The sequence below is a fragment of the Hahella sp. NS-SX17 genome, assembly GCF_057367735.1.
On the sequence record NZ_CM170632.1, the window covers coordinates 828,728 to 842,614 of the forward strand.

At 57.2% G+C, this 13,887-nt stretch carries 11 protein-coding genes; 8 read left to right on the plus strand and 3 right to left on the minus strand.

Features of this window, described 5'->3' with window-relative positions; all coding sequences use genetic code 11:
* The first annotated feature begins 47 nt into the window (after positions 1-47).
* From AC2IBB_RS03780 to AC2IBB_RS03810, 7 genes are all read left to right on the plus strand, one after another.
* Positions 48-2,429: a methyl-accepting chemotaxis protein gene (locus tag AC2IBB_RS03780; protein ID WP_486331580.1), complete on the plus strand. Its 2,382-nt coding sequence runs from the start codon at positions 48-50 to the stop codon at positions 2,427-2,429.
* 96 nt (positions 2,430-2,525) lie between these two features.
* A complete protein-coding gene (locus AC2IBB_RS03785) occupies positions 2,526-5,249 on the plus strand; it encodes a methyl-accepting chemotaxis protein (protein WP_486331581.1) in 2,724 nt (907 codons plus the stop codon).
* Positions 5,249-5,764, plus strand: coding sequence for a chemotaxis protein CheW (locus AC2IBB_RS03790; protein WP_486331582.1), 516 nt, complete (start codon positions 5,249-5,251; stop codon positions 5,762-5,764). Before AC2IBB_RS03785 ends, AC2IBB_RS03790 begins: the two co-directional genes overlap by 1 nt.
* Positions 5,761-6,060 carry an STAS domain-containing protein gene (locus AC2IBB_RS03795; RefSeq protein ID WP_486331583.1) on the plus strand — a complete coding sequence of 100 codons (300 nt, stop codon included), beginning with the start codon at positions 5,761-5,763 and terminating at the stop codon, positions 6,058-6,060. The genes AC2IBB_RS03790 and AC2IBB_RS03795 overlap by 4 nt, the downstream gene beginning before the upstream one ends.
* A 13-nt stretch (positions 6,061-6,073) precedes the next feature.
* Complete coding sequence (locus AC2IBB_RS03800; RefSeq protein WP_486331584.1) at positions 6,074-6,922, plus strand: CheR family methyltransferase; 849 nt, start codon at positions 6,074-6,076, stop codon at positions 6,920-6,922.
* Position 6,923: 1 nt separating this feature from the next.
* The gene (cheD, locus tag AC2IBB_RS03805; RefSeq protein WP_486331585.1) at positions 6,924-7,559 is read left to right on the plus strand and encodes a chemoreceptor glutamine deamidase CheD; all 636 of its coding nucleotides are present in this window, start codon (positions 6,924-6,926) and stop codon (positions 7,557-7,559) included.
* Positions 7,560-7,609: 50 nt separating this feature from the next.
* Entirely contained in the window at positions 7,610-8,695 is a 1,086-nt protein-coding gene (locus AC2IBB_RS03810; protein WP_486331586.1) for a protein-glutamate methylesterase/protein-glutamine glutaminase, read from the plus strand.
* A 5-nt stretch (positions 8,696-8,700) separates the two neighbouring features.
* On the opposite strand, the gene AC2IBB_RS03815 is transcribed toward AC2IBB_RS03810, so the two are convergent.
* Together AC2IBB_RS03815 and AC2IBB_RS03820 are read right to left on the minus strand one after the other, a co-directional pair.
* Positions 8,701-9,153 (minus strand): GNAT family N-acetyltransferase, encoded by a 453-nt coding sequence (locus tag AC2IBB_RS03815; RefSeq protein ID WP_486331587.1) that lies wholly within the window; start codon positions 9,151-9,153, stop codon positions 8,701-8,703.
* Positions 9,154-9,156: 3 nt separating this feature from the next.
* Positions 9,157-9,867, minus strand: coding sequence for a UTRA domain-containing protein (locus AC2IBB_RS03820; protein WP_486331588.1), 711 nt, complete (start codon positions 9,865-9,867; stop codon positions 9,157-9,159).
* A 363-nt stretch (positions 9,868-10,230) separates the two neighbouring features.
* Here AC2IBB_RS03820 and AC2IBB_RS03825 point away from each other — a divergent pair, with 363 nt between their 5' ends.
* Positions 10,231-12,618 carry a purple acid phosphatase family protein gene (locus AC2IBB_RS03825; RefSeq protein WP_486331589.1) on the plus strand — a complete coding sequence of 796 codons (2,388 nt, stop codon included), beginning with the start codon at positions 10,231-10,233 and terminating at the stop codon, positions 12,616-12,618.
* A 57-nt stretch (positions 12,619-12,675) separates the two neighbouring features.
* On the opposite strand, the gene AC2IBB_RS03830 is transcribed toward AC2IBB_RS03825, so the two are convergent.
* Positions 12,676-13,863, minus strand: coding sequence for a retropepsin-like aspartic protease (locus tag AC2IBB_RS03830; protein ID WP_486331590.1), 1,188 nt, complete (start codon positions 13,861-13,863; stop codon positions 12,676-12,678).
* Between the last annotated feature and the right edge of the window lie 24 nt (positions 13,864-13,887).

The following is a 13,887-nucleotide window of genomic DNA, read 5'->3' on the forward strand; positions in this document are numbered from 1 at the left end:
TTAAACGATAACTCCAGAGTGACAGACGCTACTTGGAGGACAGAAACATGTCTTTAAAGCGTATTCTGTGGCTGGCTTTAGCTGTTCTTACTCTGATATTCGCTGTCATTGTCGCTGTCGTGGTGGCGCAAAGATCATCGACGAACGCGAATCAAGAACAAATGGAAGCGGTCGTCAGCGCTGTCCGCGCGGCGGGAGATCTGGATATGCGTCATGACGGCATTCAAGGGGTCGTTTATCGCTATGCCTATGGCGTGGCGGAAGACATCGAAAATCAGAGGCAAGTCGCCAGGAATGACTTCGCTGAACACGAAGCGGCCATGCGTAAGGATATGGATGTGATATTGGCGTTGGATGTCTCCAAAGAGGTGAATGACGCGATAACATCCGCAAAAGTCGATGTAGAGCGCTATTTCTCTACGGCGAAGGCGGTCTTGGCCAGCGCGACGATCGCCAATATTGAAGTAAACGCAGGGGAGTTTCAGAAAGCGTTTGATGTGCTGGAAGTGAAGTTCGGCGCTTTGAGCGAGTTGATTGAACGCAGCTCCGTCAATGCTGGCGATTTGAGCCATGCGGAAATCAACCGCACTTTTGCGGTCGTAGTAGCAGTAGTGGTGGCTGGCTTGTTTGGTTGCGCGTTTGGCGTCTGGCGTTTACACAAGTGGCTTTACAACGTGCTCGGCGGCGAGCCTCTGGAGTTACAAAACATCGCCACCGCCGTATCAGAAGGGCGTCTGGAGGAGCGGATGGAAGAGCGGCCAGGGGTCTATGGTCGCTTGCACGCGATGCGCAATATGTTGCGGGAGCAAAAGGAACGGGATCGGGTTCAGATGGTGCGCATGACGCGTTTGCAGCAGGCCATGGAGACCGCCAGCGTGGGACTGATGGTGGCCAACGAAGAATTCAAGATCTCATATATGAACCCCACTGTGACGAGAGTATTGAAGGACGCGGAGCCGGAAATTCGTAAGCGATTACCGCAATTCAACGCCGACAACCTGATCGGAGAATGCATTGATGTATTTCATAAAGATCCTGAGCATCAGCGGCGCTTGCTGACCCAGCTAAAAAAACCTCATGACGCCAGACTGCAACTCGGCGACGCCTTTTTTGACCTGACTGCGGGAACCATTCGTGACGAGCAGGGAGGCATTCTTGGTTTCGTGGTTCAGTGGAGCGATATCAGCGCGCAAATCGGCATCGAGCGCGAAGTGCAGGAAATGGTCGACAAAGCCAAGCTGGGCGACCTGAAGGGACGTATTGAACTGGAAGGCAAGGAGGGCTTCGTGCGCACTCTGGCGGAGGGCCTGAATGAGCTGATCGGCGTGATCGACCTGGTGCTGGAGGATGTCCGCAACCTGATGCAGAGCCTGGCGGAAGGCGAAGTGCAAGGGCGCATGCGCGACGATTACAAAGGCGGTTATGACGACCTGGCGCAAGCGGCCAACTCCAGCATGGAGAGGCTGGACAGCATCATGCGCCAACTGATCGACAGCAGCGACAGCGTGAGTTCGGCCAATCAGGAAATCTCCAGCGGCAACAATCAGCTGTCGGAACGCACCGAAAAACAAAGCTCCAGCCTGGAGGAAACCGCCTCCAGCATCGAAGAGCTGTCCAGCAATGTGCGCAACACGGCGGACAACGCCCGGCAGGCGGATCAGCTCGCTAATCTGGCGAGAAATGCGGCGGCGACCGGAGGCGACGTCACCAAACGCACTGTGGCGTCCATGGGTGAAATCAACGAAGCCAGCCGCAAGATTGCGGAAATCATAGGCGTCATTGACGACATCGCCTTCCAGACTAACTTGTTAGCCCTGAACGCCTCGGTGGAAGCCGCTCGCGCGGGAGAGCAAGGGCGCGGATTCGCCGTGGTGGCGACGGAAGTGCGTAATCTGGCGCAGCGCAGCGCTACCTCTGCGCGGGAAATCAAAGACCTGATCGAAGACAGCGTAAAAAAAGTGCAGGTTGGCTCGAAGCTGGTGGATGAATCCGGCAAGAACCTGGATGAAATCATCCAGCATGTGAAAAAAGTCAGCGACCTGATTTCTGATATCGCCGCAGCGACGGAGGAGCAAAGTTCTGGCTTGGCGCAGGTCAACAATGCGGTGATGGAGCTGGACGAAATCACTCAGCAAAACGCCGCGCTGGCGGAAGAAACCGCATCCTCTGCGGAGTCCTCCCTGGAAAGTGTGGAGCAAATGGCGCAGCTGATGTCGTTCTTTAAGGTCGAGGGCGGTCAGGAGGCGGCGGTGAGTGCGCCAAAGGCGGCTGCGCGATCGAAACCGGCGTCTGAACCCACAGCCAGAAAAGCGACTGAACCAACGGCTAGAAAAGCGGCTGAACCAACGGCTAGAAAAGCGCCTAAGCCCGCAGCAAAGCCTGCATCTAAAACGGGCTCGGGAGATCAAGAGGACTGGGAGGTATTCTGACTCTTACTTCCATCTGACTCTGACCTCGAGATTTGGAGGAAGACTTGTTCAAAACCAGCACAAGGATTAAAGGACGCTTTCTGAAATGGTGATGGCATGTTCAAAAAACTAAAAATCTGGCAGCAACTGTTAATATTCGCGCTGGTCTTCTCTCTCCCACTGGCTTTTTTGCTGGGAAAAAGTGTTGTAGACGCACAAAAAAGGCTGAATGAAGAGAAGCTGGGAGAGCAGGGGTTAGAGATCATACGTCTGGTGATACCGGTGCAAAAGCTGACGGCGGAGCATCGGGGAACCACCGCGTTGCTGAAAAATGGCGAGACCAGCGTCGCGGGCGCTTTGCGGGTCAACGAAGATAAGCTGGACGCCGCCTGGAAAACGCTGCTGGAGGCGACAGTCAGATTGGATGGGCAGGTAAGCGCCGCACAGGAAGTGCAATCCCTCGCCAATGACTGGGCGCGCCTGAAGGCGGGCTATGGCGCTTTGAGTGGGCCGGACAGCTTTGCGCGTCATACTGACATTATCCTGGGACTGATTGATCTGTTTAAGCATGTGGCGGAGAACTCCGCCCTGGCGATTAGTCATGATGTCGATATCCGGTTTCTGACCACTATCAACACTGCGAATCTCCCTGTGATGGTTGAGAATATGGGCAAACTCCGCGGTGGTTTCTCGGGACAGCTGGCGCGCTATGCCGCAACTGGTGATACGGACCTCTCAGTGCTCTCTCAAGCGGTAGGGTTGGGCAACGCCGTCATGCAGCGCCTGGCGGACATTGAACACAATGTGGGGCTGGTGGCGGAGCGATACGAACAGCTGCCCCCTTTGCTGGAAAAGGCGCTGAATAACTCCCGTAGCGTAGTGACGAAAGCCCGTGATCTGACTGCCGTCATTGACCGTCGAGAGACTATCTCAGAGGCCGCCGGAAAGCAGTTTTTTGCGGAGGCGACGGCTGCGCTGTCCCACTCCTTTGCGTTATGGGACAACTCTTTGGAGGCGTTGGCGCAGGCGATTGAGACGGATATCTCTGAAGCGACCATCGCCCGCAACCTCGCCATTATCTCGGGCGCACTGATTATTCTGGCGCTGCTGGCGTGTGGATATTTTATTGTGCGTACAATTACGGGCGGGCTCGGGGGCGAGCCGGCGGAGCTGGAATCTATTGCGCAGGATATCGCGGCGGGCCGGTTGGAGCAAAAGCTGGGAGAGCGCGCTGGCGTATATGGCCAGTTGCGCGTTATGCGCGATCAGCTAAAAGAGCAACTAGAACGGGATCGTGAGCAGCTTGTTGTTACTACTCGCCTGAAGCAGGCGGTGGACACGACTTCCACGGCCATCATGGTCGCTGACGAAAAGTTCAATATTGTCTACATGAACCCCGCCGTCAGAAAGGTGCTGAAGGACGCCGAAACTGAAATCAAAAAGCGCCTTCCACAATTCGACGCAGATAAACTGGACGGGCAATGCATTGATTTTTTCCACCAGAACCCGAGCCATCAACGCAATTTACTTTCCGGGCTGCGCCATCCCCACGATGCGAAGCTGCAATTAGGGGACGCCTATTTTGACCTGACGGCGGGGGCTATCCGCAATGAGAGGGACGGGATCATTGGCTTTGTTGTGGAATGGCGTGACGTCACCAACCAGGTCGTGACCGAAAGGGAAGTTCAACATATCGTAGAAAGCGCCAGAAAGGGGGAATTGAAAGTAAAAGTGTCGATGAAGGGCAAGGCCGGCTTCTTCCAGACCCTGGCGCAAGGGTTGAACGAACTGATCGCGGTGATGGACTCGGTACTGGAGGATATCAGTTCAGTGATGGAAGCGCTGTCGGATGGCGACTTGCAGGGGCGCATGCGGCAGGATTATGAGGGCCAGTACGCGGGCCTGGCGGAAGCGGTCAACAGCAGCATGGCGCGTCTGGACGATATCATTTCGCAATTGACGCAGAGCAGTGAAAACGTGCGCTCGTCCAATCAGGAGATCTCCACCGGCAACAACCAGCTCTCTGAACGAACGGAAAAACAAAGTTCCAGCCTGGAGGAAACCGCCTCCAGCATTGAAGAGCTATCCAGCAACGTGCGCAACACCGCGGATAACGCCCGGCAGGCGGACCAACTCGCCAACATGGCCCGTAGCGCCGCCGCCAAAGGCGGCGAGGTGACGCAGCGTACGGTTGCCTCCATGGGCGACATCAACGAAGCCAGCCGCAAGATTGTGGAGATTATCGGCGTCATCGACGACATCGCGTTTCAGACTAACCTGTTGGCCCTGAACGCCTCGGTCGAGGCGGCGCGCGCAGGCGATCAAGGGCGCGGTTTCGCGGTAGTGGCGACGGAAGTGCGTAATCTGGCGCAGCGCAGCGCCACCTCGGCGCGGGAAATTAAAGACCTGATCGAGGACAGCGTGAAGAAGGTGCAGACGGGCTCCCATCTGGTGGATGAGTCCGGCAAAAATCTGGATGAGATTATTCAGCATGTCAAAAAGGCGAGCGACCTGATTTCCGATATCGCCTCGGCGACGGAGGAACAGAGTTCCGGCATCGAGCAGGTCAATCGGGCGGTGATGGAACTGGACGAAATCACCCAGCAGAACGCGGCGTTGGCGGAAGAAACTGCGTCTTCCGCGGAGTCTTCTCTGGAAAGCGTCCAGCAAATGGTGCAGTTGATGTCCTTCTTTAAAATGGAAGGAACCACCGGAGGGGCGGTCGCCGCGAAGTCAACACCAGCAAAAACGCAGGCGCAGCAAGTCAAGAAAACCGCTAAGGCGGCGACGCGACCGCAATCGGATAAAACGCAAACAGACGAAGACTGGGAAGTGTTCTGATGGACAAGCGACAGAATGCGCAGCAGAGCGCGGACAATAACCTGCAATTTCTGACCTTCTGGCTGGGTGAGGAGTCCTATGGGCTCGATATCCTGCGGGTGAGGGAAATTCGAGGCTGGAACAAGCCTCGTGAAATCCCCAACGTGCCGAGGTACATCAAGGGCGTCATCGACTTTCGCGGCGGCATCGTGCCGATTGTCGACTTACGGGTGCGTTTTGCGCTGCCCAAGGCGGATTACGACCGTGAGACCGTGGTGATCATCGTCTCCGTGGAGTTGGACAAAGCCGATGGGGCGGAGCATCACACCATGGGCATGGTGGTGGACCGGGTGGCGGACGTCATGGATGTGGCGGAGAAGGACATCAAGGCGCGTCCGCAACTCGGCTCCAAGCTCGACACCCGTTATCTGACCGGCGTCGTCAATCGCAATGAAGGCATGGTGGTGCTGATCGATGTGGATAAACTGCTCGACCCGGAAACCTTTACGCAGATGGAAACCTGGAGCAAGGAATGAGCGATCAACATGAAGTGAATGAACCCGGGGTCATCAAATTGCCCGGGGCCTTTTCCATCAGTTCGGTGGAAAAAATCTATGAGCAAGTGAATGGCGCGCCTGCGACGCAACGCATCAAATTTTATTGCGGCGAAGTGGAGGTTATGGACGCGGCGGCGCTGCAGCTCCTGCTGGCGGCGCAAAAGCGGCAGGCCAGCCATGGCGGCGGCGTCGACTGGCTGGAGGCCTCGGACTACATGAAACAGATGGTGCGCACGCTGTCTCTGCAGTCACAGCTTCCCGGGCTTGCGGACTGAAGGAAGGCGGCTTATGAACGATAGGCTGCACACCGGCGAACGGGCGCGGGAGTTCAATTTTACGCAGGAGCATTTCGCCAAGCTCAGCGCCATGAGTTACGACCACACCGGAATTGTGGTGCAGGACAATAAGTATGAAATGTTCTACTCCCGTCTGGCCAAGCGGGTGCGTGCGCTGAAGCTGAGTAACTTCGACCAGTACGTGGCTTACCTGGAGCGCCACAAGGATGAAGAGTTCACCCATTTCATCAATGCATTGACCACTAACCTCACGTCCTTTTTCCGGGAAAACCACCATTTTGCGTTTCTGCGCGAAAAAGTGGTTCCGGAATACGCCAAGGCCGGCGTCAAGGAGCTCCGGGTGTGGTCGGCGGGCTGCTCCACCGGCGAGGAAACCTACTCTATCGCAATGACCCTGGCGGAGGCCACGGAAGCCACCAAGATGAATTGGCGGATCACCGCGTCCGATATCGACACCGAGGTGCTGGGCAAAGCCCAGCGCGGCGTTTATCCCCTGGAACGCGTCGACTCGATTCCCGCTCCGGTCAAGAAACGCTGGTTTTTGCGCGGCAAGGGCGCCAACTCAGGGATGGCGCGGGTGTCGTCGGAACTGCAAAAGAATATCGAGTTCATGCAGGTGAACCTGAACAAGCCATTTTCCTTCCAGCACAAATACCACGTGATTTTTTGCCGTAACGTGGTGATCTATTTCGATCGCGAAACTAAACAGAAGCTCATCGCGCGCTATGCGGACAGCCTGGTGGACAAAGGTTATCTCATCATGGGGCACTCTGAATCCTTGCATGGCGTATCCAGCCAGTTCGTATCACTGGGGCAAACCATTTATCAGAAGGTGACCTAGCGTGAACTCCGCACAGAAAAAACCGCAACCGCCGCCGCTGAGTCTGCCCTGGTTTCAAGGCGTGAACCGCTTTTGGGTGCAGAATCAGGGCCGCTTCATGGCCAAGATCATGCCTGGAGAATATTACGTCACCAATCAGCAGGAGCTGATCGGCACTGTGCTCGGCTCCTGTATTTCGGCCTGCGTGCGCGACCCGGCCTCCGGCGTCGGCGGCATGAATCACTTTATGCTGCCGCAAAACGCCGGCGGCGGCCGCATGGATATCCTCAGCGACGCCTTTCGTTACGGCAACTACGCCATGGAGCATCTGATCAATGACGTCATGAAGCTCACCGGTAAACGCAGCACGCTGGAGGTGAAAATATTCGGCGGCGCCAATGTGATCCGCGGCATGAGCAGCGTAGGGGAGAAGAATATCGACTTTGTGCGCCGCTACCTGGAAGTGGACGGTTTCAAGATTATGTCGGAGGACGTGGGCGGCGATTACCCCCGCAAGATTCTGTATGACCCCACCAACGGCAAAGTCATGATGAAGCGCCTGAAGTCTTTGCACAACGACACGGTGATTCAACGTGAAGAACATTATATGGACGAGCTGAGCCACACCAAGGTAGCGGGAGATGTGGACCTGTTCTGACCGGGATAGAGGTTCCCGGCGCATTTGAACGAATAATGACGAGGAACATTATGAGCAGCGGAGCGGGGAAGGTGTACAAAGTCCTGGTGGTGGACGATTCAGCGCTGATGCGCAAAATTCTGGTGGAAATCCTCAACCAGTCGCCACACCTGGAAGTGGTGGATACCGCTGGCGACCCTTATCAGGCGCGGGAGAAGATCAAGGCGCTCAACCCGGATGTCATCACCCTGGATGTGGAGATGCCGCGCATGGATGGACTCACGTTTCTGCGTAACCTCATGCGGCTGCGTCCCATGCCGGTAGTGATGATTTCCAGCCTGACGGAGCAGGGCGCGGCGGTGACGCTGGACGCCATGGAGTGCGGCGCGGTGGACTTCATCGCCAAACCCAAGATCGACCTGCGCGAAGGCATTGAGGAAAAGGCCCAGGAAATCATCGATAAGGTCATCACCGCTGCGCGCATCTCTCAGGAAAAACTGTTGCTCAAGCAGCAGCGACTGCAGGCGCAGCACCAGAAAGTCGCCGCCGGCGAGAAGCCGCAACCGGTTTTCGCCACCACGGATAAGCTGATCGCCGTCGGCGCCTCCACCGGCGGTCTGGACGCCATTCGCGACCTGCTGGATGGATTGACCATGGATCTGCCGGGCATCGTCATCACCCAGCATATTCCCGGCGCTTTCTCGCGCTCCTTTGCGGAGCGTCTGGACCGACGTTTGCCCATGAAAGTGGAGGAGGCTTACGACAACGCCCCCATCACCGTGGGACGCGTATACATCGCGCCTGGCGAGTATCACCTGGAAGTGGTGCGCACCGGGGCCAAGTACGTGTGTCGACTCAGTGAAACCCCGCCGGTGAATCGACATCGCCCCAGCGTGGATGTGTTATTTGATTCCGTGGTCAACGCCGCCGGCGCCAACGCCATGGCGGTGCTATTGACCGGCATGGGCAAAGACGGCGCCGCCGGACTGCTGCGCCTGCACGAAGCGGGCGCCTACACTATCGCCCAGGATGAAGCCTCCAGCGTGGTGTGGGGCATGCCCGGCGCGGCGGTGAAACTCAACGCCGCCGATGACGTGTTACCCCTGGAAAAAATCGCCGCCTCGGTGAAGCGCTGGTATGCGGAGAACCCTGGCTAGGCGCGCTAATCCCAGCCGCGCTCCAGCTCCACAAAATGCGCGTCTTCCCCGGTGGTCCGGTAGCCATGGCGATGGTAGAAGCGAATCGCCCCATGGTTGTCTTTGAAGCTGGAAAGGGTGATTCGGCGCTGCGTCTCTTGCGCCAGACGATGTAACTGCGCCATCACTTGCGACCCCAGTCCCTGACTTTGCGCCTCTCTAAAGATTAACGCCAAATGCAGATGCAGCGCGTCTTCATGCAAGCGATAGCAGAGCAGGCCGATCCGGCAGTCCGCCCTGACGATCCAATAAAGATCCTCCACGGCGTAGTGGCTGTAAAAGCGCTGAGTTTGATAGTCCTCATCCCACCCGAATGCGGTGTCGATGGACGTATAGAGCCCCGCTTTGTAAGCGGCGAACGCCTCGCTGAGCTGGTGTGTCTTGAGAGAGATAAATCTTACGTCGGTGTCTTCGCGCATGCCTCAGCTACCTTGTCCTTTCACTCGCATTTCAATGGCGTCGTGCAGCCAGAATTCTCGCTCCAGCGCGATAGGTTCGCCAGCGACTTTAACCTGACGCTCCAGTTTTAGAGAAGGGCTGCCCTCCCGCACCTGCAAATGTTGCGCATGGCTGTGGCTGAGAGGCGAGGAGGAGATGCTGACGTCCAGCTCTCTGGCCCGATAGCCGTATTGTTCCCGCACCAGTGCGGTGAGGGACCCGGCCAGATCATGGGAGAGCAGATCAGGGAAGGCGGATTCCCGAAAGTAGCAGACTTCCAGCAGTACCCAGCGTTGGTCCACCGCGCGGCGACGGGTGACGACAAAGGCGCTCTGCGTCGGCGCCTGTTTCAGCGCTTTGTTGACCTGAATCGGGGGCGTCTCCCGCCCGGCGCTGAGCAGTTCCGTGGTCAGCGCTCGATGCTGGTTGATCGCCTCTTCCTGAATACTGCTGCTGCGGGTGGGATCGTAAATAAACACCGGCGGCGCCACGAACCAGCCCATACGATTCAAACGATAGATCAATCCCTGTGACTCCAGCGCATGCAGAGCGTCGCGGGCGCTGACGCGGGAGACTTCGAATAGGGCGCATAAGGCGCGTTCCGAGGGAAGCTTGCTGCCGGCGGGCAATTCGCCGTTGAGAATGCGCTGCTGCAGTTTGGCGGCGAGAGACAGATAAGCGGCTGCCTGATTCACAATTCATTCCTTACGTCTTTTCCGGCGCGGACCCGCGTCCGGTGTTGGCTTTGGCGCATTACAGCGAATCGGCGTGACATAAATATGACAATCTGGTTCGCACCAGCGGTCATAAAACTGCCTTGTTTATGAAATTTTATGGAAATTCCAATGAAATATTCCAACCTTATCTTGGTCCGAACCAGATGATTCGCCAGTTATTAACACGACGCTGATATTGACGTGTTGGTAACCGGGCGCAGGGAAGCGCCTGCGGGGCGGCAAGCCGCGAAGGCAGGACCTGATACATGCAGGCCCTGTCGCTTCAGACAAACAGAGGGACGCTGTTTGGCTGCCGGATTCATAACCTACAAGGAATATCTCATGCTTCATAAACGACTTGCTTGGTTGGCCTGCGGTCTCGCCTTCGCTCTGGCCGGCTGTTCCGGCGACCAGGACCCCACCGACCCGCCTGGCTCTGATGTCGAGCCGCCGAGCAGCGCCACCGCGCCGGATTTTATCGTGCAACCCTATCTGCAGGCTCCCGCATCTGACCAAATGACGGTGATGTTCGAAACCGGAGAAAGCAATGCGGAAGTATGGGTGCGCCCCTTCGACGGCAAGGGCGAATTCACTCGCGTCAGCGCGGAGTCCCATTCCCTTGACGGCTTGGTGCGCAAAGCGCCGATACATCAGCTCAGCTCCAATACGTTGTATGAGTACTACGTGGTCACCAAGGTGTTGGGAGAACAGCGGGCGACGCCGCGTTACGCTTTCAAAACCTGGCCCCAGGCGGGGGATGGCGTGGAGCAGGCGCGCATCATCGCGTTGAGCGACACCCAGTTGGATCGGGATGAGTACGCCAAGGTGCTCACCAATGTGGTGAACCAGGGTTTTCTACAGCATGAATGTGACGCCGCGCAACCGCAGACCTGCGCGGAAAATATCGCCGCCATCACGATTTCCGGCGATGTGGTGCAAGTGGGCGGCAATCGCCAGCACTGGCGCGAGCAGTTGTTCGGCAGCCTCGCCGCCATTACGCCTTATGTGCCGCTGGTAACCGTACCCGGTAATCATGACTACTATAGCGATGCGGAATTACGTCTGTACCGCAGCTACATGGCGCCGCCGGAAAACGGCTCTATCGGCTACGAAGACAAGTGGTACTACCTCGACTATTTGGACCTGCGTCTGGTCGGGCTGGACAGCTACACGATCTCCGGCGCCCATGGCGCGTTCAACCGGGATACCCTGGCGGTGCAACGGCAGTGGCTGAAAGAAACCCTGAATGACGCGGAAGTACAGGGCAGGCAGTTTGTGTTGGGAATGTTCCATCATGGTTGTCTTTCGGAAATGTGGAACGTTGGCGAGAGCATCGGCAGTTGCGAAATGGTGGCGGAGCTGGAGCAGTATAGCGCCCGTACTGGCGCCGTGACCGGGCATCTTTTCGGGCACACTCACGCTTACTCCCGCGGACAGTCGCGGGATGTGAATCACCTGTGGCTCAACGCCGCCAGCGCTTCCGGCTACATCGAACCGCTGGACGATGCGGATCATCAGGCCAAGCAGGTCCGCGATTACGACACCTTCGAAATCAGCCGCAGCGAGTTCGGCTACAACCTGCTGACCTTCCATTTCGGCGACGCGCCGACGATGACGCTGGAGCGCAAGAAAGGCGGCTTTGACGGCGACACGGAATTCTCTGTGGTGGACAGCCTGACCTTCTCCGTCGAGGACAATATCAATCTTCCTCTGGTCACGGCGGGAACTGGCGAGCAGGACGCCAGCGCCGTGGAGCTGGGTGTGCAGGTGGCTATGCCGGATGTGGTGCGCGCGGTTCATTGGCAAGTGTCGGAAAGTCCCGAGTTTGACGGCGCGGTTTACGATATCTGGGGCAACCGCACGCGCCGTCAGAACCTGTACTACGGTCCCGCCGATGAGGTCGAGGGCGATCATGAAAGCGGCTATGTCGCTATCGATACGCAGGCGGATGCGGATATTTTTAATCTGCAGCTGAGCGACATGTTGAGCGTCGGTCCCGTGCGCGTCGGCGGCGATGACTACTATCGCTGGAACAAGCGCTACAGCGAGCAGAATACGCATACTTCCAGCTATGACGCCTACGCAGGCCAAAGTCGGCCGGAGCTGGCGTTGCGTCCGGGGACGACCTGGTATTGGCGCGCCCGAGTGCGGGATGAACATATGAACTGGTCCGCCTGGAGTGACGTCGCCAGTTTCGATATCGCCGGAACCCGCACCGATAACCTGATTCTCAATGGCGATGCGGAAGCCGGGGACATGAGCGGATGGAATCTGCAAAAAGGCATGATGAACGCCATCACCGCCAACGACAACGGTGGTTTTGGTCCCGCTGAAGGAACCTATTATTTCGCCGGACGCGGCTTCGGCAAAGGCGCGCCCTCCGACTGCTGCGAGGAACAGGTCATACAGGAAATTGACCTGTCCGCCTACGCCACGGAAATAGATACTGGCGACGCCTACGCGGAATTCAGCGCCATGCTCTCCACTTGGAGCGGAAACGATGAGCCGCGCCTGCAACTGATCGCCTTGGACGCTGGCGGCGCTGAATTGGCCTGGGCGGGAGATGACGTCCTAACCAGCAACAGGTCACAATCCTGGGAAGCCCGCCAAGTTTCCGGCCAACTTCCCAGCGGCGCCCGCACCCTGCGCGTGAGCATGGGAGGCTTACGCAAAGCCGGTAACGACAACGACGTGTACTTTGATGATTTGAAGCTGTTTTTGTATTACTGAGGGGAGTGCGGAAAGCCGCGCTTCTGCATTGCCTCTACATTCGAACGTTAACGGGGATCAGTCCGTTAACGTTCTTTCCCTTTTTAGCCTGGCTGCGCCGCCTTCCCACGTGAGTTCAATAACGTCGCCTTCCGACATCGCGCGCATGGCGCTACGAATGCCTTCGCAAGAGGCGTTGGCCGGCTCTCCGTTAATGGACGTGATGGGTTGACCGACCTGCAAGCCCGCAGCCTTGGCGGGTGAATCGTTCCAAACCAGGGAAACCCTTGGCGTCTCTTCGAAGCTCATGGCAAATCCATACGACGAGCGCGAGAAAGGCCCATCGCGATACGGGAGAAAGTAAGCAGAGGAAGACCGTGAATCCAGCGTGACGATGAAGTGCTCCAGCACGGATGCGCCAATCAGACTGGGCGGCGATTCCCGCAACAGCGCGCCGACCCGTCCCAGCTCAACATTGCCGATCGCCAGGTTTTTAAATTGCATCTGCAGTTGTTCTTTGTTTGGCGCTGCGCCGCCCAACGAACCGCCGAGAGAGCCTGCGCCCGAGAGGCTGGCTCCAACGCCGCCGTTGCGCTTTGCGCCCTCAAAATCAGGAGGAGAAACCGCCAGATACTCAGGCGAACCGGTATCAAACATTGCCTTGCTTTTGGCCTTGTCCGCGAACTGAATATCGAATATCGGCGCATGCGGATAACCAAAATCATACAGAGTCTGCTTTTTGGCTTTATCGAGGTGGTTGAGCTTCGATAACTCGGAATGACAACGCAGTACGGAGGAGGATAAATCAATCTGCCAGGCGCAAAGCGGCAGCACTTCAGAGCCGAGTACGCCATCAAACAAGCACTGCGCCGTCTTTGGAAAATCCGCTACGAAGAGCGGCGTTTTATGAAAAACCGTTCCCCCGACATTCAAATCCGCCTGCACTATCTCACTCTCCACGATCGCCCCGTGAGAATCTCGCCCTTGCCGTTTGTCGATGGCTTTAAGCCCCAACTCCTGCGCAAGCTTCGCACTCATCATCGACGGCGAACCGGTGTCAAAAACAAAACGCCGAGGCGCGCCGCCAACTTCCACTTCAACAAATAACTTGTTAGCCAGAACCTCCAGAGGGAGTTCAAAAGAGAACGCCTTCTCCGCGACGTAAGGACCCTCCGTCACCCAACCCGGCGCCTCATCGGACGCGAACGATAGGGAAGAGGCGGCGACCAGCGCGACGAAGGGAAGAAAGGCTTTTGGCAATTTCATATCGGTGTCCTGTAGGCAGTGAAT